18 protein-coding genes are annotated in these 20,302 nt (G+C 68.5%); 12 read left to right on the plus strand and 6 right to left on the minus strand.

Going from position 1 to position 20,302, the window contains the following annotated elements:
• Positions 1 to 179: 179 nt before the first annotated feature.
• Together ACFWCK_RS16210 and ACFWCK_RS16215 are read right to left on the minus strand one after the other, a co-directional pair.
• Positions 180 to 1,757, minus strand: a complete 1,578-nt coding sequence (locus ACFWCK_RS16210) for a hypothetical protein (protein WP_378806816.1) — start codon at positions 1,755 to 1,757, stop codon at positions 180 to 182.
• Positions 1,754 to 2,569: a glycosyltransferase family 2 protein gene (locus tag ACFWCK_RS16215; protein WP_233312349.1), complete on the minus strand. Its 816-nt coding sequence runs from the start codon at positions 2,567 to 2,569 to the stop codon at positions 1,754 to 1,756. Before ACFWCK_RS16215 ends, ACFWCK_RS16210 begins: the two co-directional genes overlap by 4 nt.
• A 161-nt stretch (positions 2,570 to 2,730) precedes the next feature.
• Between ACFWCK_RS16215 and ACFWCK_RS16220 the strand changes: the two genes are divergently transcribed.
• The gene (locus ACFWCK_RS16220; RefSeq protein WP_378806819.1) at positions 2,731 to 3,213 is read left to right on the plus strand and encodes a GtrA family protein; all 483 of its coding nucleotides are present in this window, start codon (positions 2,731 to 2,733) and stop codon (positions 3,211 to 3,213) included.
• Positions 3,214 to 3,231: 18 nt separating this feature from the next.
• Here the strand turns inward: ACFWCK_RS16220 and ACFWCK_RS16225 are convergent, their stop codons facing one another.
• Positions 3,232 to 4,806, minus strand: a complete 1,575-nt coding sequence (locus ACFWCK_RS16225) for an AMP-binding protein (RefSeq protein ID WP_378806820.1) — start codon at positions 4,804 to 4,806, stop codon at positions 3,232 to 3,234.
• Positions 4,807 to 5,068: 262 nt separating this feature from the next.
• Between ACFWCK_RS16225 and truA the strand changes: the two genes are divergently transcribed.
• The 4 genes from truA (at position 5,069) to ACFWCK_RS16245 (ending at position 10,048) form a co-directional block, all read left to right on the plus strand.
• Positions 5,069 to 5,980, plus strand: a complete 912-nt coding sequence (gene truA, locus ACFWCK_RS16230) for a tRNA pseudouridine(38-40) synthase TruA (RefSeq protein WP_378806822.1) — start codon at positions 5,069 to 5,071, stop codon at positions 5,978 to 5,980.
• Between the two features lie 240 nt (positions 5,981 to 6,220).
• Complete coding sequence (locus ACFWCK_RS16235; protein ID WP_233312345.1) at positions 6,221 to 6,889, plus strand: endonuclease/exonuclease/phosphatase family protein; 669 nt, start codon at positions 6,221 to 6,223, stop codon at positions 6,887 to 6,889.
• A 366-nt stretch (positions 6,890 to 7,255) separates the two neighbouring features.
• A complete protein-coding gene (locus tag ACFWCK_RS16240; protein WP_378806824.1) occupies positions 7,256 to 8,566 on the plus strand; it encodes a UDP-glucose dehydrogenase family protein in 1,311 nt (436 codons plus the stop codon).
• A gap of 288 nt (positions 8,567 to 8,854) precedes the next feature.
• Entirely contained in the window at positions 8,855 to 10,048 is a 1,194-nt protein-coding gene (locus ACFWCK_RS16245; RefSeq protein ID WP_378806825.1) for a hypothetical protein, read from the plus strand.
• 79 nt (positions 10,049 to 10,127) lie between these two features.
• On the opposite strand, the gene ACFWCK_RS16250 is transcribed toward ACFWCK_RS16245, so the two are convergent.
• The 3 genes from ACFWCK_RS16250 to ACFWCK_RS16260 all read right to left on the minus strand — a co-directional run bounded on the left by ACFWCK_RS16250 (position 10,128) and on the right by ACFWCK_RS16260 (position 13,473).
• Positions 10,128 to 12,044 (minus strand): DUF4012 domain-containing protein, encoded by a 1,917-nt coding sequence (locus tag ACFWCK_RS16250; protein ID WP_378806826.1) that lies wholly within the window; start codon positions 12,042 to 12,044, stop codon positions 10,128 to 10,130.
• Positions 12,045 to 12,126: 82 nt separating this feature from the next.
• Positions 12,127 to 13,149, minus strand: a complete 1,023-nt coding sequence (galE, locus tag ACFWCK_RS16255; protein ID WP_378806827.1) for a UDP-glucose 4-epimerase GalE — start codon at positions 13,147 to 13,149, stop codon at positions 12,127 to 12,129.
• A gap of 18 nt (positions 13,150 to 13,167) precedes the next feature.
• Positions 13,168 to 13,473, minus strand: coding sequence for a PqqD family protein (locus ACFWCK_RS16260; protein ID WP_233312340.1), 306 nt, complete (start codon positions 13,471 to 13,473; stop codon positions 13,168 to 13,170).
• A 446-nt stretch (positions 13,474 to 13,919) separates the two neighbouring features.
• On the opposite strand from ACFWCK_RS16260, the gene ACFWCK_RS16265 reads away from it, so the two are divergent.
• The 7 genes from ACFWCK_RS16265 to ACFWCK_RS16295 are packed head-to-tail and all read left to right on the plus strand — an operon-like array spanning position 13,920 to position 20,201.
• On the plus strand, positions 13,920 to 15,737 hold the full coding sequence (locus ACFWCK_RS16265; protein WP_378806829.1) for a polysaccharide biosynthesis protein: 1,818 nt from the start codon (positions 13,920 to 13,922) through the stop codon (positions 15,735 to 15,737).
• Positions 15,730 to 16,863 (plus strand): DegT/DnrJ/EryC1/StrS family aminotransferase, encoded by a 1,134-nt coding sequence (locus ACFWCK_RS16270; protein ID WP_378806830.1) that lies wholly within the window; start codon positions 15,730 to 15,732, stop codon positions 16,861 to 16,863. Before ACFWCK_RS16265 ends, ACFWCK_RS16270 begins: the two co-directional genes overlap by 8 nt.
• A 6-nt stretch (positions 16,864 to 16,869) precedes the next feature.
• Entirely contained in the window at positions 16,870 to 17,487 is a 618-nt protein-coding gene (locus tag ACFWCK_RS16275; RefSeq protein WP_378807379.1) for a sugar transferase, read from the plus strand.
• Positions 17,484 to 18,131, plus strand: coding sequence for an acetyltransferase (locus ACFWCK_RS16280; RefSeq protein WP_378806831.1), 648 nt, complete (start codon positions 17,484 to 17,486; stop codon positions 18,129 to 18,131). Before ACFWCK_RS16275 ends, ACFWCK_RS16280 begins: the two co-directional genes overlap by 4 nt.
• A 34-nt stretch (positions 18,132 to 18,165) precedes the next feature.
• Positions 18,166 to 18,381, plus strand: a complete 216-nt coding sequence (locus ACFWCK_RS16285; protein ID WP_378806832.1) for an acyl carrier protein — start codon at positions 18,166 to 18,168, stop codon at positions 18,379 to 18,381.
• A 5-nt stretch (positions 18,382 to 18,386) separates the two neighbouring features.
• Positions 18,387 to 19,151: an SDR family NAD(P)-dependent oxidoreductase gene (locus ACFWCK_RS16290; protein WP_378806833.1), complete on the plus strand. Its 765-nt coding sequence runs from the start codon at positions 18,387 to 18,389 to the stop codon at positions 19,149 to 19,151.
• 45 nt (positions 19,152 to 19,196) lie between these two features.
• Positions 19,197 to 20,201 (plus strand): 3-oxoacyl-ACP synthase III family protein, encoded by a 1,005-nt coding sequence (locus ACFWCK_RS16295; protein WP_378806835.1) that lies wholly within the window; start codon positions 19,197 to 19,199, stop codon positions 20,199 to 20,201.
• Positions 20,202 to 20,302: the final 101 nt, after the last annotated feature.

The raw sequence follows: 20,302 nt of genomic DNA on the forward strand, positions 1-20,302 counted from the left end.
GGGTAGTGTGACAGCGTGGCAGGGCTGCAGGGCTGCAGGGCTGCAGGGCGGCAATGCGGCTAGGACGGTAGGGCGGCAGGGCTGCAGTGGGGCTAGGGCGGTAGTGCGACAGGGCGGCAGCGCCGCGGTGCGAGACCACGGACGTGCTGGACGCCAGGGAGGCGCGGATCCGGCTCGCGTCAGGGGGCGGGGCAGATGCCGGCGCCGGCTGACGCGACGAGGGGAGCTCCGCCGGAGCAGGCCTCGGGCGTGAGGATCGGGGTGTGCTGCATCGCGGGGGCGTCGAACAGGCCGACGTGCGCTCCGGTCAGCACCACCGACGACACCGGCCATCCCCACGGCTTCGCAGCCAGCCATTGCACGTCGTTCTCGCGCACCCACGCGGCGAGGGGGGCGACCGCGGCGCGCTGCTGGTCCAGCGTCTGGGCCGTCGACGGCTGCGCGGCACGCAGAGTGTCACCGGAGGCGCCGGCGGCCACCACCACGGCCAGAACCGAGGCTGCGACGACGGCCGTGACGCGCGCGAGGCCCGGCGCCGCCGCGGTGCCGTGCCGCCGCCACAGCGCGGCCGTGGCGCGCACCGCGATCGCGGCGAGGATCGGGGCGAACGCGAACACGCCGACCGCGGGGTGGCGCACCCACAGCGGCAGCTGGGCGGCCTGCGCCCACCAGCCTACGAAGGCGAGCAGGCCCACGGCCGAGCCGAATCCGAGCGCGAGCAGCTGAGGGTCCCGCTCCCACCAGCGTGGGCGATGCGGATCCGGTACCGCGGAGCCCCCAGGCGCAGCGGCTGCGGCTGCGGCGCGATGCGGATCCGACACGGCACCGTTGTCGGCCGGCCCCCGGGCGGGCACCGCAGCCCACGCGATCACGACGGCGGCGAGCACCGCGGCGACGGCGACGAGCCACCACGGCAGGAACCAGGATCCCGCCAGCGTCCCGAGCTTCTGCGGCACCGTGGTCGGCGTGATGTGCTGACCGCCGCTGAGCAGGAACCCGCCCAGCGCGCGCACGTGCCGGGCGTAGCCGGTGAGACCCATCGACGCGAGCGCGAGCGCCTCCAGCAGCACCGTAGGTGCGGCGACCAGCACGAGCGGCACCACGCTGCGGCGCAGAGTCGCGCGCAGGCGCGGCCAGAACGGCGCGGCGGGCGTGAGCAGGAACAGTGCCACGGCGAACGCGGGCAACGCGAGCAGCGCGATCAGCTTCGCCTGCACGGCGAGCCCCAGCAACAGCCCCGCGAGCCACGCACGGCGCGGCAGCAGGATCAGCGCCCACACGATGAGCGCGGCCGCGGCGATCTCGCCGAGCAGATCCGCGGGCCCCTGGATCGGGGAGACGCTGTCGGCCGTGTTGAACGCGAGCGGCAGCGCCACGGCGACCAGCGCGCCGAAGCGTCCGGCGAGGCGGCGGCCGAGCACGCCGAGCCCCACGAGCAGCAGCACCCAGTAGGCGAGCGGCACGAGCCGAGCGCCGATCACCGGGTCCACGCCGAACGCGAGCACGCCGGCGACGGGCAGCAGCACGACGGGTCCGGTGGAGATCCGCGGATCGAACGGCGTCAGGGTCGAGCCCGACAGCGTGCCGTCGCTCGTGTAGCCGAGGCCGGCCAGCAGGTTCCGTGGCACGGTGAGGTTGAACGCCTCGTCCTCCCAGAATCGCAGCGCGGTGAGGCTGTGCCACATCACGATCGCGTTCGCGACCAGGAGCAGCCCGAGCAGGAGCCAGAACGCGATTCCGGAGAGGCGACGAGTCATGCGGATCCGGATCCCTCCGGTGCCGCAGCGGCCGCGGAGAGCCCCTCGAACTCGAGCGCGCGCAGCGGCGCACCCGGGCGCAGCGACCACATCCACGCCTCGCGCAGCGCGCGGAGCGCGAACAGCACGAGCTTCTTGGGCGGCAGGGACGGGCGTGCCACCTTGCCCCACATGGTGCCCGTGCTCGACGCGCCGCGGCGCGGGATGCTGCGCACGCGCAGGTAGCGCACGGCGAATCCGGCGCGCACCTCGGCGAGCGAGAAGTGCACGTGCGGCACGAGGGCATCGGAGGGCACGGCGTTCACGAGGATCTGCAGGGCCTCGGGGCGGTACACCCGCAGCGGGGTGTTCACGTCGGGCACGCCGCGCCCGACGACCGCGGCGGTGAGCAGGCGCACGCCGGCGGTGAGCAGGCGACGGTACCAGGCGTCGGTGCGGGAATGGCGCACGCCGTGCACGACGTCCGCGCCGGTGCGGTGCAGGGCGCGAACTGCGGACGCGATCTCGGATCCGAGGAACTGTCCGTCGCCGTCGACGTGCACGAGGGCATCGGGGGCCAGCGCGAGCCCGGCGCGGTACGCGGCGAGAGCGGTCGGACCGTGGCCGCGGTTGGCCGGCTGGGTCTGCACGTCCACGTCCTCGATGCCGGACAGGGCGGCGGCGGTGCCGTCCGTGGAACGGTCGTCGGCGATGACGAAGGTCACGCGCTCCGCGAGCGGGGCGACGGCGGTGCGGATCTCGTCGATGAAGCCGCCGATGCCCTCGGCCTCGTTGTAGGCCGGCATCACGACGGCCAGATGGGCGTACTGCACTCGAACCTCGAGCCTTCTCCTGGAGGGCCCGTGCGGGCCGGGGCGGGACCCGTCGGTGCCACGGCAGCACCGGCGGAGTCTTCGCGGGGGACGAGCGGGGATCCGCCCGGTTCACGCTGGCGTCCTGGGCCGCACCGTCCCCCGGGTATTCTAGTAGGGCTATGGATCGCCGCTCCCGGTTGCGCCGTCTGGCGGGAGTCGGCACCCGCTTCCTGATCGTCGGCGGCATCAGCACGCTCATCGAGGTCGGGGCGTTCAACCTCTTCGTCTTCGTCTTCGGGTGGGATCTCGTCGTCGGCAAGATCGCCGCGAGCCTGGTCGCCCTGGTCAACGCCTACATCGGCAACCGCGAGTGGGCGTTCCGCGGGCGCGACCGGCGCGGACGCGTCGCCGAGATCGTGCTCTTCCTCGCGGTCAACCTGGTCTGCACCCTGCTCGGGGCGGGCATCGTGTGGCTCGGCGCCGAGGTGGTCGAAGGCGCGACGGGCCATGCCCCGGGCCCGGCCGTCGTGAACCTGATCAACCTCGGCAGCATCGCGGTGATCGTGGTCGTGCGCTTCGTGCTGTACCACTACATCGTGTTCCGGCACACGCCCAAGGACGCGCCGACCGAGGTGGCGGAACCGACCGAGCCGGCTTCCTGACCCCTCGCCCTCGGCGACTCAGGCCCGCGCGCGGAGATCCTTGCGGAGGATCTTGCCCGAGGCGGACTTCGGGATCGCGTCGATGAACTCCACCATGCGCACCTTCTCGTGCGGGGCCACGTGCGCAGCGACGTGCGCCTTCACACCGTCCTCGTCGAGCTCGGTGCCTTGCTGCAGCACCACGAAGGCCTTGGGCACCTCCTGACCGTCCTCGTCCGCCGCGCCGATCACCGCGGCGTCCGCGATCGCGGGGTGCTCGAGCAGCACGGCCTCGAGCACGGCGGGCGCGACCTGGTAGCCCTTGTACTTGATGAGCTCCTTCAGACGGTCCACGATCCGGAACACCCCGCCGGCGGTCACGGTGGCGACGTCGCCGGTATGCAGCCAGCCGTCCACGTCCAGCATGTCGGCGGTGGCGTCGGCGCGGTTGAGGTAGCCCTTCATGACCTGCGGTCCGCGGATGAGAAGCTCACCGGGCTCGCTCGCGCCCTCGGCCGGAACGGCCACATCGGATCCGTCTTCCGACAGCAGGCGCGCCTCGGTGTTCGGGATCAGCAGCCCGACCGAGGAGAGGTCGATGTCGTCGCGCTCCACCGGGATCGTGTGCGTGACGGGGCTGGTCTCGGTCATGCCGTAGCCCTGCCGCACGGTGCAGTCCAGCCGCTCCGCGACCGCGTGTGCGAGAGCGCCGTCCAGCGGCGCGGCGCCCGAGAAGACGACCTTGACCGCGCTCATGTCGTACTGCGCGACGAGCGGATGCTTGGCGAGCGCGACGGCGATCGGCGGCGCGATGAAGAGCCAGCTCGTGCGCTGCTCCGCGATGATGCGCAGGAACTCGACCAGGTCGAACTTCGGCATCGTGACGAGCGTGGCCCGCAGGCGCACGGCGAGGTTGAGCAGCACGGTCATGCCGTAGATGTGGAAGAACGGCAGCACGGCGAGGATCCGGTCCTCGTCGTTCAGCTCGATCGAGACGGTGCTCTGCGCGACGTTGGCGACGAGGTTGCGGTGCGTGAGCATCACGCCCTTGGGACGCCCGGTCGTCCCCGACGAGTAGGGCAGCACCGCGACATGCGTGGCCGGGTCGAACGTGATCGCCGGCGCGTGGTGGCCCTCGGAGAGCAGGTCGCGCAGCGATGGATGCCCCTCTGCGCCGTCGAGCACGATGACCTGATCGGCGGGCAGTCCGAGCTGCTCTGCCGCGGCCTGCGCCTGAGGCAGCAGCGGACTGACCGTGATGAGCCAGAACGCGGACGCGTCGCGCAGCTGGTTCGCGATCTCGTCGGCGGTGTAGAGCGCGTTGATCGTGGTCGCCGTGGCGCCGGCGCGCAGGATCCCGTGGAACACGGTCGCGAACGCCGGAACGTTCGGGCAGAGCAGCCCCACGGCGTCGCCCACGCCGATGCCGCGCGCGGCCAGTGCTCCGGCGAAGAGATCGATCTGGCCGATGAGCTGGCGGTAAGTGGTCTCCGCTCCCGACATGCCGTCGACCAGCGCGACACGGTCGAGGTCGTGCTCGGAGATGTCGCCGAACAGGTACTCGTGGATCGGGACCGCGGGGATCTCGACGTCGGGGAACATGCTGCTGACCATGGGATCTCCTTCGATCTCGGTCTGACTCGTTGTCGCGCTGCGCCGCCGGCTCGGGCGCCGGTACCGCTTCCTGAAATTCAGTGTCGCACAGAATGAGACTGAGTCCCAGGGTGATTCCGGATCCGCCCTCGTGGGACGCGATCTGTGAGACACCATACTCCCGGCCGGGATCCGGGGGAGCGGGGACGCGTTCTGCCCGGGACGCGTCTGCCCGATGAGAACGGGAACGGGGGAGGGCGAGCGGGATCGGTACCCTTGAACCGTGCGCATCCGTCTCGACATCGCCTACGACGGCACCCACTTCCGGGGCTGGGCGAAGCAGCCGGGGCTGCGGACCGTGCAGGGCACGATCGAGCAGGCGCTCGCCCGCATCGTCGGGCCGTCGGCGGAGCAGGACCCCGGAGCCTCGTCGGACACAGGGCCGCGGCTCGTCGTCGCCGGACGCACCGACGCCGGCGTGCACGCCACGGGGCAGGTCGCGCACGTCGACCTCGACGAGCAGCAGTGGTCCCGCGTGGTCACGCGCAACGGCCGTGCCGCGGCCGATCCGGCCTCCGGCGCCTCCGGCGCCGCCGACCCGGCCTCCTCCCTGGCGTCGCGGATCCGGGGTGTGCTCGGGCAGTACCCCGACGTCACGGTGTCGCGCACCGCGCTCGCACCGGAGGGCTTCGACGCGCGCTTCTCCGCGGTGTGGCGGCGCTACCGCTATCGACTCGCCGATGCCCGGGCCGGCTACGACCCGCTGCTGCGCCACGACACCACGACGATCAAGGGATCCCTCGACGAAGGCGCCATGGACGCCGCCGCGCAGACCCTCATCGGCCTGCACGACTTCGCCGCCTATTGCAAGCCGCGCGAGGAGGCCACCACGATCCGCACGCTGCTCGACTACCGCTGGGTGCGCGATGCGACCGGGGTGCTCGTGGCCGAGGTGAAGGCCGACGCGTTCTGCCACAGCATGGTGCGCGCGCTCGTGGGCGCGTGCGCGGCCGTGGGGGAGGGGCGCCTCGAGGTCGCCGACCTCGCCCGCCTGCGCGACGAGCTCACCCGCACGAGCGCGTTCAAGGTGCTCGCCGCGCGCGGCCTCACGTTGACCGAAGTCGGCTACCCCGCGGACGAGCTGCTCGCCGCACGCGCCGAGCAGACCCGCAATCGCCGCGGTCAGGACGACTGAGCCGGATCCACGTCCGGGGATCCGCGCGACGCCGGTCCCGGGAGGGTCTTCGCTGCTTCGGGCGGAGATCTCGCGCTGGGGAGGAGCTTTCGCGCGGGATCCTCCTCCCCAACACAGGAACTCCTCCCGACCGTGCGGGCAACATGCGCATCGCGCGCCGCGGATCCGGATCCGTAATACCCCGTGAACACCGCGCAACCGCCCAGGCTGCCGAGAGCGCGCGCGGGTACGGTGGGGACCGTGCGGATCATCTCCTACAACCTGCGCAAGCACCGGGCGGCGCATGAGCTCGACGACCTCGTCGATGCCCATGACCCCGACGTGCTGTGCCTGCAGGAAGGCGACACCGCCTCACTGCCGGAGCGCGCCGGAGGGCTGGTTCTCGCGCACACGACGCAGCGCAACCGACTGGGACTCGCGATCTACTACCGCTCCAGCGCGTTCCGCCTCGTCGACATGGCAGCGGTCTCGGTGAAGAAGTCGCTGCACGACCACGTGCTCCGCCCCGCGCACGAGCGGCTGCTGGGCGTGCGGCTGCGCGACATCGACGCCGGCCGTGACTTCCTCGTGGCGTCGCTGCACGCGGCTCCGCTCACGGCGCGCAATGCGCTGCGGCGGGACCAGATCCGCGCTGCGCTGTCGGAGCTCTCCGAACTCGGCTGGGGTCTGCCTCAGCTCATCGTCGGCGACTTCAACTACCCCGTGTTCAAGGAGCGGCTCAGCGAGCACATGCGCGACGTCGGGTACGAGCTGGTCATGAGCGACCAGCACACGTACACGCGCTATCGGGTGTTCCGCGGGTTCTACGACTTCGCCGCGGCGTCGGGGTTCGTCGTGGAGTCGGTGCGCACGCTGCCGCAGGGGGAGTCGGACCATCTGCCGATCCTGGTGACGGCGACCCCGAAGTAGGTTTCCCGACGATCGGCGGGCCCTCGTCTGTCGTTCATCACCTTGGGGGTCATTCGGATGCTGTTCGCTGGTCGCTTGTGGCCCCGGGGTGCTGTTCGCTGGTCGCGTATGGCCCGTTAGGGCGTCGTGAAGGGGCGATTGGCGACCAGCGAACGGGCACCGGGCCGCGACCGGGCCGACCAGCGAACGGGCGCCGGGCCGACCAGCGAACGGGGCCCCGGGCCGCGCGTCGGCGCGACCGCACGCCAGCGCCTTCCTGTGCACGTGCACCCCGAGCGTGCGCCTGCCCCAACCGTTCACCCAGAGGTCGCCGTCGCGACGCCTGCTCGTCGTGCGGAGGAGAGGCGGATCCGGTGATGTGGCCTCATGCGGATGTCTGTGATCGGCTGCGGGTATCTCGGCGCCGTGCATGCGGCGGCCATGGCATCGATCGGGCATGACGTGATCGGGATCGATACGGATCCGGACAAGATCGCCGCGCTCGCCGCAGGGCGCGCGCCGTTCTTCGAGCCGGGGCTGGACGAGCTGCTGGCGAGCGGTGTGGAGCGCGGGCGGCTGACGTTCTCGGCCGACATCGCCGATGCCGGCGGTGCGCGGGTGCACTTCCTCGCCGTGGGCACCCCGCAGCAGCCGGACTCGTCGGCTGCCGACCTGCGCTACGTGCATGCGGCGCTCGACGCGCTGCTCCCGCACCTGCAGCCCGGCGACGTGGTGGCGGGCAAGTCCACCGTGCCCGTCGGCACCGCCGCGGCGCTGGCCGTGCGCGTGGCCGAGACTGGCGCGACCCTGGTCTGGAACCCGGAGTTCCTGCGCGAGGGGTGGGCGGTGCACGACACACTGCGCCCGGACCGGCTCGTGGTCGGCGCCGACGGGGATGCCGCCGGTGCGCGTGGCACGGACGTGCTGCGCGAGGCGTATGCGGATGCGATCGCGAGCGGCAGCCCGTTCCTCGCCACCGACCTCGCCACGGCCGAGCTCGTGAAGGGCGCGGCCAACGCCTTCCTCGCCACGAAGATCTCGTTCATCAACGCGATGGCGGAGATCGCCGAGGCGTCCGGCGCGGACGTGACCCTGCTCGCCGACGCGATCGGCCATGACGAGCGGATCGGTCGGCGCTTCCTGGGCGCGGGGATCGGGTTCGGCGGCGGCTGCCTGCCGAAGGACATCCGCGCCTTCGCGGCGCGCGCGGAGGAGCTCGGACGCGGGGCATCGGTGGGCTTCCTCCGCGAGGTCGATGCGATCAATCTGCGTCGCCGGGAGCACGCCGTGCGCCTCGTGGTCGACGCGTTCGGCGGCAGCGTGGTGGGGCGGCGGATCACGATGCTGGGCGCCGCGTTCAAACCGCACAGCGACGACGTGCGCGACTCGCCCGCACTCGACGTCGCCACCCGGTTGCGCGGACTGGGGGCGAAGGTCACGGTGACGGATCCGGAGGCGATCCCGAATGCGAAGCGCCTGCATCCGCAGCTGAAGTACAAGCGCGATCGCGACGAGGCGATCCGCAGGGCCGAGGCGCTCGTGCTGGTCACCGAGTGGGATCTCTATCGCCGCGAGCTGACCCCCGCGCACGCGGCGTCGCTGACCCCGGGACGCATCGTCGTCGACGGACGCAACTGCCTGGATCCGGCCGCGTGGCGTGCCGAAGGGTGGACGTACCTGGGCATGGGACGCCCGTAGCCGTCCGACCGCGGGGGAGCTTCGGCCGCACCGCACGCTCGCCTGTCGTGACTCGCCCTGGTGCCGGGGTTCGCTGGTCGCGAGTCGCCCTCGTGCCGGGTTCGCTGGTCGCGAGGCGCCCCTTCGAGCGCGCTGATAGGGCGTATCGCGACCAGCGAATGCCGGCGAAGAGTGCGGGGACAGCGGGGGCGCCCGATCCGGCGGGTGCCGCATCCGTCGCCTCACGAAGCCGGCGTCGCTTTGTCGATAGAGTCGAGTACCGCGTCGACGTGGGAAAGGCAGAGACAGATGCCCGACGATGACCTGCCCCGGGACGGGGCCGGCACCGCAGCGGCTGCGAACGGCGAACGCCCGCAGCCCGGCGACGGGAGCGCCTTCGACCTGTCGGCGCTGTTCCCGCACGAGCAGGGGCCCGAGCAGGCTGCCGGTGAGAGCCATCACGACGATGTGGGAGCGCTGTTCGCGGACCTGACCCCTTCGCAGCAGAGTCCGGCAGTCCGGCAGGACGAGGTCGACGACCTGCATCTGACGCCCGCGACGGCCCTCATCGACACGACCGAGGGGCACCTGTTCGACGAGGCCGAGATCGAGGCGCATCCTTACACGCACTCGTTCCCGTCGCCCGTGCCCGCCCGCCCCGAGCCGCAGCACGCGCAGACCTACGGATTCGCGCGCCCACAGGCGATCGCGATGGCCGTGGGGCTCGTGATCACCGCGGCCGGCGCCGGCTGGGCCCTAGCGACGCCGGCGGCGTCCGCGCCCGTGACCGTGCAAGCGTCTCCGACCGCGACCGTCGACCCCGAGCGCGTGGCGAAGGTCAACGAGTCGGTCGACGCGCTGGCCGCCGCCGTGGTGGCTGCGAAGACCAGTGCCGATTCGTTCGCAGCGCCGCTGGCGGCGATGGCCGGATCCAGCGACGAGTCCGCGCGTCTCGCCGCCGATGCCGCGCGTCAGGCCTACGTCGCCGCGATCGCCGCGGTGAAGGTGCCGAAACCCGCGGGCAAGAGCGCGACCAACGCCTCGCTGGACCAGCTCGAGCGCGACATCGCAGCGGGGCAGGCGTCCCTCACCGCCGCGAGCGCCGGGTTCCGCGGGGCGATCACCACCTTCCGGCAGTCGATCCCGGCGTTCGCGGCGACGGCCGTGGCCGAGAACGCCGACGCCGCGGAGCCGTTCCGCATCGCGGCGACCGACACGGCGGCCGCAGCAGCGGCCTCGGATCCGTTCGGTCCGACGCCGTTCGCCGCGATGGAGGCCTGGCGCAGCGCGCTCGCCGCGCTCATCGCGGACCAGGCGCGTGCCGTCGCGGAGGGCGCATCGGGTGGATCCGGCCGCACCGGAGGCACGGGCACCAGCGGCGGGGCCACGGCGGAGCCGACCGTGCCGCCGGCGGAGCCGTCATCGCCGCCGCCGTCGGACCCGTCGCAGCCGCCGGTGAGCACTCCGCCCGCGGATCCCACGATCGTGCTGCCTTCGCCGTGAGCCTCAGTCGATCCCGGAGCTGACCAGCCCCGCGGGGGATCGAGCCGTGGCCGCGTATCTGGCCGCACACCGTGCCGCACTACTTCTTCGCCGGCGTGCACCCCGGGGTGTCGATCGTGACGGGCGTCGCCTTCACCATCGGAGTGTGACGCACCTCGAGCGGTCCGAATGCGCCGGCGGGAGCGCTGAACGAGGCCGCGATGGTCGCGGTCTGGCCGGGCGCCATGAGCACGTTGACCTTCGCCACGGTGCGGCCCAGGTGCGGCAGCCCGGACGTGGCGACGGGCTGACCGTCGACCGTGACGCCGGTGAGAGTGGATCCGACCGGTCCGTAGAGGTACACGTCCGTCGAGGCGTGGCCTTTGGGGAAGAAGAGCCCCGGATCGACGTACGGCGGCAGACCGGGGACTGCGGCCGGGTCGAGCGTGTTCTGCAGCGTGACCGTGCTGGTGAACGTCGGCGCATCGGGCTTCTGGCATTGCGTGCTCGACGCGGCGATGCCCATCTGCATGTAGTAGTCGAGCTTGCTTGCCGTGAGATCGTCGATGTAGACGCCGAGGTCGGTGGTCTTCGCGTTGTCAACGGGCATGTTGCCGCCCACCGGGGTGCCGGCCAGCAGCTTTGCCTGCGCCGCGTCGCCGGGGGAGTACATCAGGCGCCCCTCGTTCGAGGCGTGCACCAGTGCGGTCAGCAGTGCCTTGGGATCGGCGTGCGTGGTGAGGAGCGCGTCGAAGACGGTCTTGGCGGCGGACGCGAAGAACGCGTCCTGCGTGGCGGGATCCGGGTACTTCGCGTACACCTCGTTCAGCAGCAGCGGCACCGCGTTGTCCGCCGTGAGCGTCTCGCCGAACGGAGCAGGCATGGTCACGGGACCGATGGCGCGCAGCACGTAGCTGAGCGCGACCGGGTCCATCGACGCGACGGCATCGACCGGAGTGCCGTATGTCTCCGCCCACCAGGCGCGAACGATCTGCGCGGTCTCGCTGAAATCGGGGGAGAGCGTGGCGTCCTGGATGTAGCGGCCGATCTTGTCGCCGTAGAGTGCCTCGGTCTCGGGGTTCAGTGCGATGACCGGATCCGGGCGGCCGTTCCTGAAGTCGGTGGAATTGGCCTGCTGCGTCATCGAGATCTTGCCGTTCTCGGCCGTCAGCAGGGTGATGGCGGCGGGGTTGCCGCCGGTGCCGCGCGACTCCGCGTTGTTCTGGAAGATGAGCAGGTAGTGCTGAGGGCCGTCGGCGCCGAGGGCCTTCGGCAGGATGGTGAGCGCGTTGTGGATCGGGGTCACGGCGGGTTCGATCTTCGCCATGGCGGCGTCAAGCTGGGCGACGCCGGAGGCCACCTGAGGCACGAGGGCCGAACGGTCGAGTTTGTCGAGGCTCGTCCTGATGCGGGTGACGCTCGTGTTCGCCGTCTCGATCGTGGCGGCGAGCTTGGAGAGGTTGGCGACGTCGATGGCGCCGTCCTTCGGCATCAGGGCCTTCAGGTCGACCGCGGTGAGTGGCGTGATCGCGTTGGTGACGAGGTCGTTGACGGATCCGGCGACCACGCGTGCGGCGACGAGGTTCGGCCCGGCCACCGGCACCCACTCCGCGCTCTTCCACAGCCGGCCCGTGGTCTCCTTCTCGGCGGCGGCCGTCAGCTGCGAGATCTGCGCGATCGTGGCCTTCGCGCCGGCGGTGTCGCCGTCGAGCATCTGCTGCTGCACGGTGTCGACGAGCGGGATGGCCTTCTCGAGGTCGGCCTTCGCCGCCATCGCGTGCCCGTACAGCTGCTTCGCGGCGAGGACGCCGGCGATGGCGAGCCCGATGAGCACCAGCAGGATCGCGATCGGCACCCAGAACCGGGCGCTCTTCAGCAGAGGGCGACGGTATCGCTTCTTGGACTTCTCGTGCTCGAGGTCCGCGTCGACGAGAAGGCGTGCGAGCGAACCGTCCGATTCGGGTGAAGAGTTCTCGGGAGCCGGGCGCGCCCCACGTTCTTCGTGTCGGGAAGGCACGGTGCGATTCTAGGGATCCGGCACGCCGCAGGCCATGGTCGCGCGGCGTCGATTCGGCCACAGTTGCGTGCGGCGGTCCCGCTCAGTCGACGGAGTCGAAGCCGCGCGGATTCTGCGACTGCCAGCGCCAGCCGTCACGAGCCATATCCGCGATGTCGCGGGTGGCTCTCCAGCCCAGTTCGGCCTCTGCGCGCGAGGTGTCGGCCCAACTGCGCGGCAGGTCGCCCGCGCGACGGGGTGCGATGACCGCCGGGATCCGAATGCCCGAGGCCGATTCGACGGCGGCGATCAGCTGCTTCACCGACGTCCCCTGCCCGGTGCCCAGATTCCATGCCCGTGCACCTTCGATCGCCACGATCTTCTCGAGCGCTGCGACGTGTCCTTCCGCGAGATCCGCGATGTGGATGTAGTCGCGTTCGCCGGTGCCGTCGGCGGTCGGGTAGTCGTCGCCGTAGATGCTGACGTGCGGGCGGCGACCGATGGCCACCTGCAGCACGTACGGCACGAGGTTGTTCGGCACGCCCTTCGGATCCTCTCCGATCAGACCGCTCTCATGAGCTCCGATCGGATTGAAGTAGCGCAGCAGCGCGATGTGCCATCCCGGCTCGGCATCGGCGACATCCGAGAGGATCCGCTCGAGCATCACCTTGGTCATGCCGTACGGATTGTTCGCGTCGAGCGGCCCGCCGTCCTCGCCATAGGGCGGCTCCTGGCCTTCGCCGTAGACCGTCGCCGAAGAGGAGAAGACGAGGGTGCGCACGCCGTGCTTCTTCATCGCGTTCAGCAGCGAGAATGTGCTGCTGAGATTGTGCTCGTAATAGCGGAGCGGATCGATCGAGCTCTCGCCGACCGACTTCAGCCCGGCGAAATGGATGACGGCGTCCGGGGCTGTGGCCGCGAACGCGGCGTCGAACGCGTCCTCGTCGCGCAGATCGACCTCCGCCACTGCTGGTCGGATGCCGGTGATCTGCTCGATCCGGTTGATCACCTCGGGTGACGAGTTGTCGAAGTCGTCGGCGATCGTGACGTCGTGCCCGCGCTCGAGGAGAGCGACGACCGTGTGCGAACCGATGAATCCGGCGCCGCCGGTGACGAGGACGTGCATGGTGGTGGCTCCTTCGAGTCAGATGCCGGCGGAGGTCGTGCGGCGGATCAGATGCCTGTCGCGGAGTTCATCGAGCAGGGCGAGGACATCGTCTCTGACGATCTCCTCCCCGACCTCGTAGGCATCAGCGACGTTCGTGACCAGCGAGTTCGTGGAGATCGGACTGTTCACCGCGATCTCCTCCCAGATGTACGCCGCCGTCTCCTGCAGCGTCATCGGATGCGCCGTCGAGGACTCGAGATCGAGGGCGACGACGTCGTTGCCGCTGATCGTCCACGCGACGGCGTCGGCGATACGCCACTGTGCCGTCTGCTCCCCACCCACGCGGTCAGCCTAGCGAAGCACGCGCTGGTCGTTCGCCGTGGCGGGCGTGAAGCACGGACGGACGCCCTCGGGTGGTCAAGGGTCCTCCTCGCATTTCCCCCGAACATCGGAGCGACGCCGGCAAGCCTCACTCCTCCGCGGCGACGGTCGGACGCGGCCGACATCGTCGTCGATACCGTACGAAATGCGAACGGAAACCGTACGCTTTGCGTCACTTTCCGGACAACGGCACACGGCGTTCTCACAGGTATGGGATCCTGAAGGGCAGGGATGGTGGGGCAGAGCGTGCATCTCTCCTCATCTGGGGCTAGCGATGTTGAGCGTCCGTGCGCTCAAGTGCCGCGGATCGAGTGTGGGGGGATGCTGTCGTGCAGAGTGCCGTTCAAAGCGAGAACGTGGTCGTCGCCGGTCGTGTCACCCGCGTGGGGCACCGGCGACGAGGATGGGTGGCTGCTCTCGACGCGTTCGCCTGGGTGTTCGGCACCTTCCTCGCCGTGGGACTGCGCGTCGATTTCAAGCTTCCGTTTTCGGGATGGGTCGCGACGTTCTGCCTGGGCCTCATCGCGGCCGCGATGCAGCTCATCGTCGGGTATGTGCTCGCCCTTTATCGAGGTCGCTACTCCTACGGCTCGTTCAGCGAGGTATGGACGCTGGCGCTCGTGGCGGGCGGCATCACACTGATCCTCTCGTCCGTGGTCGTCCCCTCGGGAAACCACATCGGCGTCCCGCGCGCCACCGTCCTGCTCGCCGGCCCGTTCGTGCTTCTGCTCATGTTCGGCGTGCGCTACGTCGCGCGACTCGTCGTCGAGCGCTCCCGAAAGCCCGGCACGAACGCGGAGCGCGCACTGGTCGTCGGCGCGGGATATCTGGGTGACCGTCTCCTCCACACCATCATCACCGACCCGGGATCGCCGATCCTCCCGGTCGGGCTGATCGACGACGATCCTGCGAAGAAGAACCTGCGGCTGCGCGGCGTCCCGGTGCTCGGTCGCCGCAGTCAGCTCGCCGAGATCGCGGAACGGACGGGCGCTACCCGACTGGTGATCGCGCTCGGCAACGCCGACAGCGTGCTGCTGCGAGAGCTGAGCGACGCGGCGGACGCCGCCGGTATGAGCGTGTCGGTCACGCCGACGATCACCGACTACATGCTCGACGGACATGCCAGCGTCGATGTCCGCGACATCGAGATCGAAGACCTCATCGGTCGGCACCCGGTCGACACCAACGTCGAGCTGATCGCGGGGTACATCACGGGCAAGCGCGTGCTCGTCACAGGTGCCGGAGGATCCATCGGATCCGAGCTGTGTCGCCAGCTCGCGAAGTTCGGGCCCAGCGAGCTGATCATGCTCGACCGGGACGAGACCGGTTTGCAGACGGCGCAGCTCGGTACGGCCGGCAACGGACTGCTCGACTCCAAGGAGGTCGTGCTCGCCGACATCCGCGACGTGTCAGTGCTGAATGCGATCTTCGATGAGCGCCTCCCTGAGGTCGTGTTCCATGCCGCCGCCCTGAAGCACCTTCCGATGCTCGAGCAGTATCCCGACGAGGCCTGGAAGACCAACGTCATCGGATCACTGAACGTCCTGCAGGCTGCGCGCCGGGTCGGTGTGAGCCACTTCGTCAACATCTCCACTGACAAGGCCGCGAACCCGACCAGTGTGCTGGGTCACTCCAAGCGCGTCGCGGAGAAGCTCACGGCCTGGGTCGGTGAGCAGACCGGCATGCAGTACCTCTCGGTGCGCTTCGGCAATGTGATCGGCAGCCGCGGATCCATGCTCCCGACCTTCCAGCGTCTGATCGCCGAGGAGAAGCCGATCACGGTGACGCACCCCGACGCGACTCGCTACTTCATGACCATTCCGGAAGCTTGCCAGCTGGTGATCCAGGCCGGAGGAATCGGTCGTGCCGGCGAGGTGCTCATCCTCGACATGGGGGAGCCGGTGTCGATCCTCGAGGTCGCCAAGCGCATGATCGCGATGTCGGGGAAGCAGATCGAGATCGTCTTCACGGGTCTGCGCCACGGCGAGAAGCTGCACGAGGAACTGGTCGGTGCCCGGGAGAACCTCGAGCGGCCCTTCCACCCGAAGATCTCGCACGCGCACGCCGATACGATCAGTCCTGAGCGACTGGACAAGTCCGGCTGGGAGGCGCGGATGAAGGCGGAACCCCGCAACAACGACACCGCCGTGGTCGACCGGATCGTGATCAGCCAGGTCGTCAACGGCTCGACGCGCGTCCCACAGGAGGCACCTTCGAATGGCTGACCGGATCTACATGTCATCGCCCGATGTGACCGAGTTGGAAGAGCAGTCGATCATCTCGGCGATCCGTTCCGGTTGGATCGCACCTCTCGGCCCAGACGTCGACGCGTTCGAGCGTGAGCTGGCGGAGCGGCTGGGCGTCGGGCACGGCGTCGCATTGAGCTCAGGAACGGCCGCGCTTCACCTGGGATTGCTGACATTGGGCGTCAAACCCGGAGACGTCGTGGTGACCTCGACCATGACCTTCGCTGCGACCACCAACGCGATCGTGTATACGGGTGCCGAGCCCTACTTCGTCGACGCCGATCCGCAGACGGGGAACATGGATCCCGTACTGCTGAGGGAGGCTCTGACGACGCTGCGCGACGCGGGGGAGCACGTCGCGGCGATCGTGCCCGTCGATCTGCTCGGCAAAGCCGTGGACTACACGACTATTCTCTCCATCGCGGAGGAGTTCGGCGTCCCCGTACTGGCGGATGCCGCGGAGTCGCTGGGAGCGTCTCACATGGGTCGCGCCGCAGGGAGCTTCGGCCGGGCATCGATCGTCTCCTTCAACGGCAACAAGATCATGACCACCTCGGGTGGCGGGATGCTCCTCACCGACGACGCCGACTTCGCCCAGCATGTGAGGTATCTCGCCACACAGGCGCGTCAGCCCGTCGTGCACTACGAGCACATCGACATCGGCTACAACTACAGGATGAGCAACCTGCTCGCCGCCCTCGGGCGTGCACAGCTGTCCCGGCTCGACGCGATGATCGCGCGTCGTCGAGAGATGCGGGAGCTCTACAAGGAACTCTTCGCGACGGTCGACGGCGTCGAGGTCTTTGGTGCGAACGGCGACGAGCACGACAACGTGTGGTTGACATCGATCCTTGTCGATGAGGAGCGCACGGGCTGGGCGCCCTCCGAACTTGCGGCCGCCCTCTCACAAGACGACATCGAGAGCCGCCCGCTCTGGAAGCCGATGCACAAGCAGCCGGTGTTCGCTCATTATCGAGGCGTCATCAACGGCGCCTCGGAACAGTTGTTCGCGCGCGGGCTGACGTTGCCCAGCGGATCCGTGCTGACTGAACCACAGCGGGCTCGTATCGTTGAAGGTGTCAATGCCTTCGTCGGAGAGCGCTGAGCCGTGGTGCGCGGCAGCCGACCCTACGACGTCGTCAAGCGCTTCCTCGACATCGTGACGTCCGTCGTGGCGCTTGTCCTGCTGTCTCCTGTGCTCGCGATCGTCGCCGTAATGGTTGCTGTCCGCCTTGGTAGACCGGTTCTGTTCGTGCAGCCGAGACCCGGCAAGGATGGGCGCATCTTCCGGCTGCGCAAGTTCCGGTCGATGCGCGACGTCGATGAATCCAAAGGACTCGTCAGCGATGCGGATCGGCTGACAACGTTCGGCCGTAAGTTGCGCTCCACCAGCCTCGATGAACTGCCTTCGTTGTGGAACGTGCTCCGTGGGGACATGAGCATAGTCGGACCGCGGCCGCTCCTCGTCGAATATCTGTCGAGGTACTCACCCGAGCAAGCACGCCGACACGAGGTCCGCCCTGGGATCACCGGCCTTGCACAGGTGAGTGGGCGCAATGCTCTGAGCTGGGATGACAAGTTCGTTCTCGACGTCGAGTATGTCGACAAGCGCAGCCTCGTGCTGGACACCCGCGTCGTCTGGGCGACGGTAGGATCGGTGTTCGCTCGTGAAGGTATCTCAGCCGATGGGCACGCGACGATGACGAAGTTCGACGGGGGACAGGTATGACTGGCGTGATCGTGGTCGGCGCCGGCGGGTTCGGACGCGAGGTACTCGATGTGCTTCGCGATCAGCGGATCGACATCGAGGGGGTCATCGACGACTCCCCGACCGAGCAGAACCTGTCATTGCTCCGAGAGCAGGAGGTCCCGTTCCTCGGTGACGTCCGGTACTTCGTGGACCGCTTTGCCGGAAGCAGCGTCGAGTATCTCCTCGGGATCGGCAACACTGCAGCGCGCAGGGCGCTCGACGAGCGTTTCGTGGCCGAAGGATTCGCGTCTGCGACGGTCGTGCATTCCACCGCGAGCACGGGATTTGGAGTGCGGATCGCGCCGGGCACCGTCATCTGTGCGGGGGTCCGCGTTACCACGAACGTGACGTTGGGTCGTCATGTGCATCTCAACCTCAATGCGACGGTGGGTCATGACACTGTTCTCGAAGACTACGTATCGGTCAACCCCGGTGCTGCGATTTCTGGCGCGGTCACGATCCGCGACGAAGCTCTCATCGGCGCGGGCGCCTTCATCCTCCAGGGGACCGAGGTTGGCCGACGCAGCATCGTCGGGGCAGCTGCTGCAGCTATGAAGCCCGTAGAGCCCGATACCACCGTTATCGGTGTCCCAGCGCGTCTGCTCTCTCGGCGCTCCTCTTGATCACGACACACGAATCTACGGAGAAGAAACTTCCATGGAACAGAACGAATTGCTTGCCCTTGTCGCAGAGATCCTCGAGATCGAATCGGTGCAGCCGACCGATGATCTGCTCGACAAGGGGTGGGATTCATTGTCGAATCTGACGTTCATCGCAGAGGTCGACGAACGCGTCGGAGTCGCAGTCGACGCCGACCGGCTCACCCGGGCGGTGACCGTTGCTGACCTTCTTCCGCTGACTAGCCCGAGTTGAATGCTGTGGATAGCCCACTCTCGAATGATTTGGGCGGGTATCGCGTCGCGATCACAGGGGCGTCTTCTGGAATCGGCCGGGAATCCGCGATTCAGGCGAGTCGACGGGGAGCCAGAGTCGCGCTGATCGCTCGTCGCGAGGGTGAGCTCGAAGCCGTGCGCCAGCAGCTGTCCGGTAGCGGGCACGCTGTCGTCGTGGCGGATGTCGCTGATGAGCAGGACGTCAGCCGCGTTCTTCCTGAGGCTTCGTCACAGATCGGGCCACTCGATGCCCTGGTGCATGCGGCAGGGGTGCACCAGACGACTCCGTTGCGGGCAGTCTCGACGGCTGTAGTTCGCCGACTGTTCGACGTGAACGTGACGAGCGCCCTGATGCTCGCCAAGTCTTTCCGACGGAAGGGTGTCCGCACTGAAGATGCCAACATCGTCTTCATGTCGTCCGCGATCGGGTTGGTCGGTGGGAGCGGAGTCAGCGTTTACGCCGCAACCAAGAGCGCGGTGGCCTCGTTGACCCAGTCGCTTGCTCTGGAGCTTGCCCGCGAGCGGATCCGTGTCAATGCGGTTGCGGCGGGGATCGTTGCAACACCGCTAACAGACGATCTGCATGCGCGTCTCGGTGATGATGCCTGGGCGCAGATCGAGGCGGCGCACCCGCTCGGCGTCGGCGAACCAGTGGACGTGGCATCCGCGGCGCTGTTCCTGGCGTCGCCGGCCGCCCGCTGGATCACCGGAAGCATACTGCGCGTCGACGGCGGATACACCGCTCAATGACGGTTCGCCGAAACATACGTGTAGAAGTAGAAGGAGACTGCACTCATGGGTATGAGGATCAGTGCGATCGAGTATTACCTCCCTGAAGGCACCCTCAGCAACGAAGATCTGGCTGCGTCCTTCCCGGAATGGAGCGTTGAGAAGATCTCGGCCAAAACCGGAATCCGATCGCGCCACATCGCAGGGGAGGCGGAGTACTCGTCTGACCTCGCAATCTGTGCTGCGGAGAAGCTTTTCCAAGCCAGCCCGGAGATGCAAGATCTTATCGACTACATCGTGGTCTGTTCACAGACGCCTGACTACGTGCTCCCGGGGATTGCCGGCATGGTCCAAGATCGGCTTGGGTTACCGACGGGGGTCGGTGCAGTCGACATCAACCTGGGTTGTTCGGGTTATGTCTATGCCTTGGGCATCGTCAAGGGGCTGATCGAGTCGAAGCAGGCGACTCATGTGCTGTTGGTCACGACTGACACTTATACGAAGCTGCTGAATGAGGGCGACAAGTCGGTGCGGACGATCTTCGGTGACGGCGCAACCGCAACTGTGATCGAGTCTGTCGAGAGCGACGACGGGTTCCAGATCGTTTTTGGAACAGATGGCGCAGGCGCGAAGAACCTCATCGTCCCCGGCGGCGGTATCCGTGACGGACGCGGACTTCAGCCTCTGGCGGACAGCGCGGCGCGGCAGCTGGACCGAGGGCGTTTTGATCTATTCATGGACGGGCCGGAGATCTTCAACTTCACCCTCCGAGTGGTGCCGCCCACGGTCAGCACGCTTCTTGAGCGGGCCGGACTTCGCGAAGACGAGGTCGACCTCTTTGTATTCCATCAAGCCAACGCATTCATGCTCGAACATCTACGACGGAAGTTGAATATTCCGAGCGAACGGTTCTTCATGTCGCTCGAAGATACCGGGAATACGGTGTCCTCGACCATTCCAATCGCCATAGTCGAGGCTTCTCGTGTCGGTGCGCTTCGCCGAGGAATGACTGTGATGCTCCTGGGGTTCGGCGTCGGACTTTCTTGGTCCGGTCTGATTCTTCGGTGGTGACGGCTCACAGATGACACACATCAATGCATCCGCTGACGCGCTCGTCCTGGACAATCCTGGTGTGATCGCTCGCAATGAGGTGACAGGCAACGTCGGATTGG

The organism is Microbacterium sp. NPDC060117, assembly GCF_042729315.1.
In the GTDB taxonomy this organism is placed as follows: domain Bacteria; phylum Actinomycetota; class Actinomycetes; order Actinomycetales; family Microbacteriaceae; genus Microbacterium.

Excerpts from the sequence above, each read along its gene's own strand:
- ACFWCK_RS16225 (WP_378806820.1), bottom strand. The coding sequence starts at position 4,806 with ATGGTCAGCAGCATGTTCCCCGACGTCGAGATCCCCGCGGTCCCGATC.
- ACFWCK_RS16280 (WP_378806831.1), top strand. The coding sequence starts at position 17,484 with ATGACTGGCGTGATCGTGGTCGGCGCCGGCGGGTTCGGACGCGAGGTA.
- ACFWCK_RS16270 (WP_378806830.1), top strand. The coding sequence starts at position 15,730 with ATGGCTGACCGGATCTACATGTCATCGCCCGATGTGACCGAGTTGGAA.
- ACFWCK_RS16220 (WP_378806819.1), top strand. The coding sequence starts at position 2,731 with ATGGATCGCCGCTCCCGGTTGCGCCGTCTGGCGGGAGTCGGCACCCGC.
- ACFWCK_RS16295 (WP_378806835.1), top strand. The coding sequence starts at position 19,197 with ATGGGTATGAGGATCAGTGCGATCGAGTATTACCTCCCTGAAGGCACC.
- galE (WP_378806827.1), bottom strand. The coding sequence starts at position 13,149 with ATGCACGTCCTCGTCACCGGCGGCGCCGGATTCATCGGTTCGCACACG.
- ACFWCK_RS16210 (WP_378806816.1), bottom strand. The coding sequence starts at position 1,757 with ATGACTCGTCGCCTCTCCGGAATCGCGTTCTGGCTCCTGCTCGGGCTG.
- ACFWCK_RS16240 (WP_378806824.1), top strand. The coding sequence starts at position 7,256 with ATGCGGATGTCTGTGATCGGCTGCGGGTATCTCGGCGCCGTGCATGCG.
- ACFWCK_RS16285 (WP_378806832.1), top strand. The coding sequence starts at position 18,166 with ATGGAACAGAACGAATTGCTTGCCCTTGTCGCAGAGATCCTCGAGATC.
- ACFWCK_RS16245 (WP_378806825.1), top strand. The coding sequence starts at position 8,855 with ATGCCCGACGATGACCTGCCCCGGGACGGGGCCGGCACCGCAGCGGCT.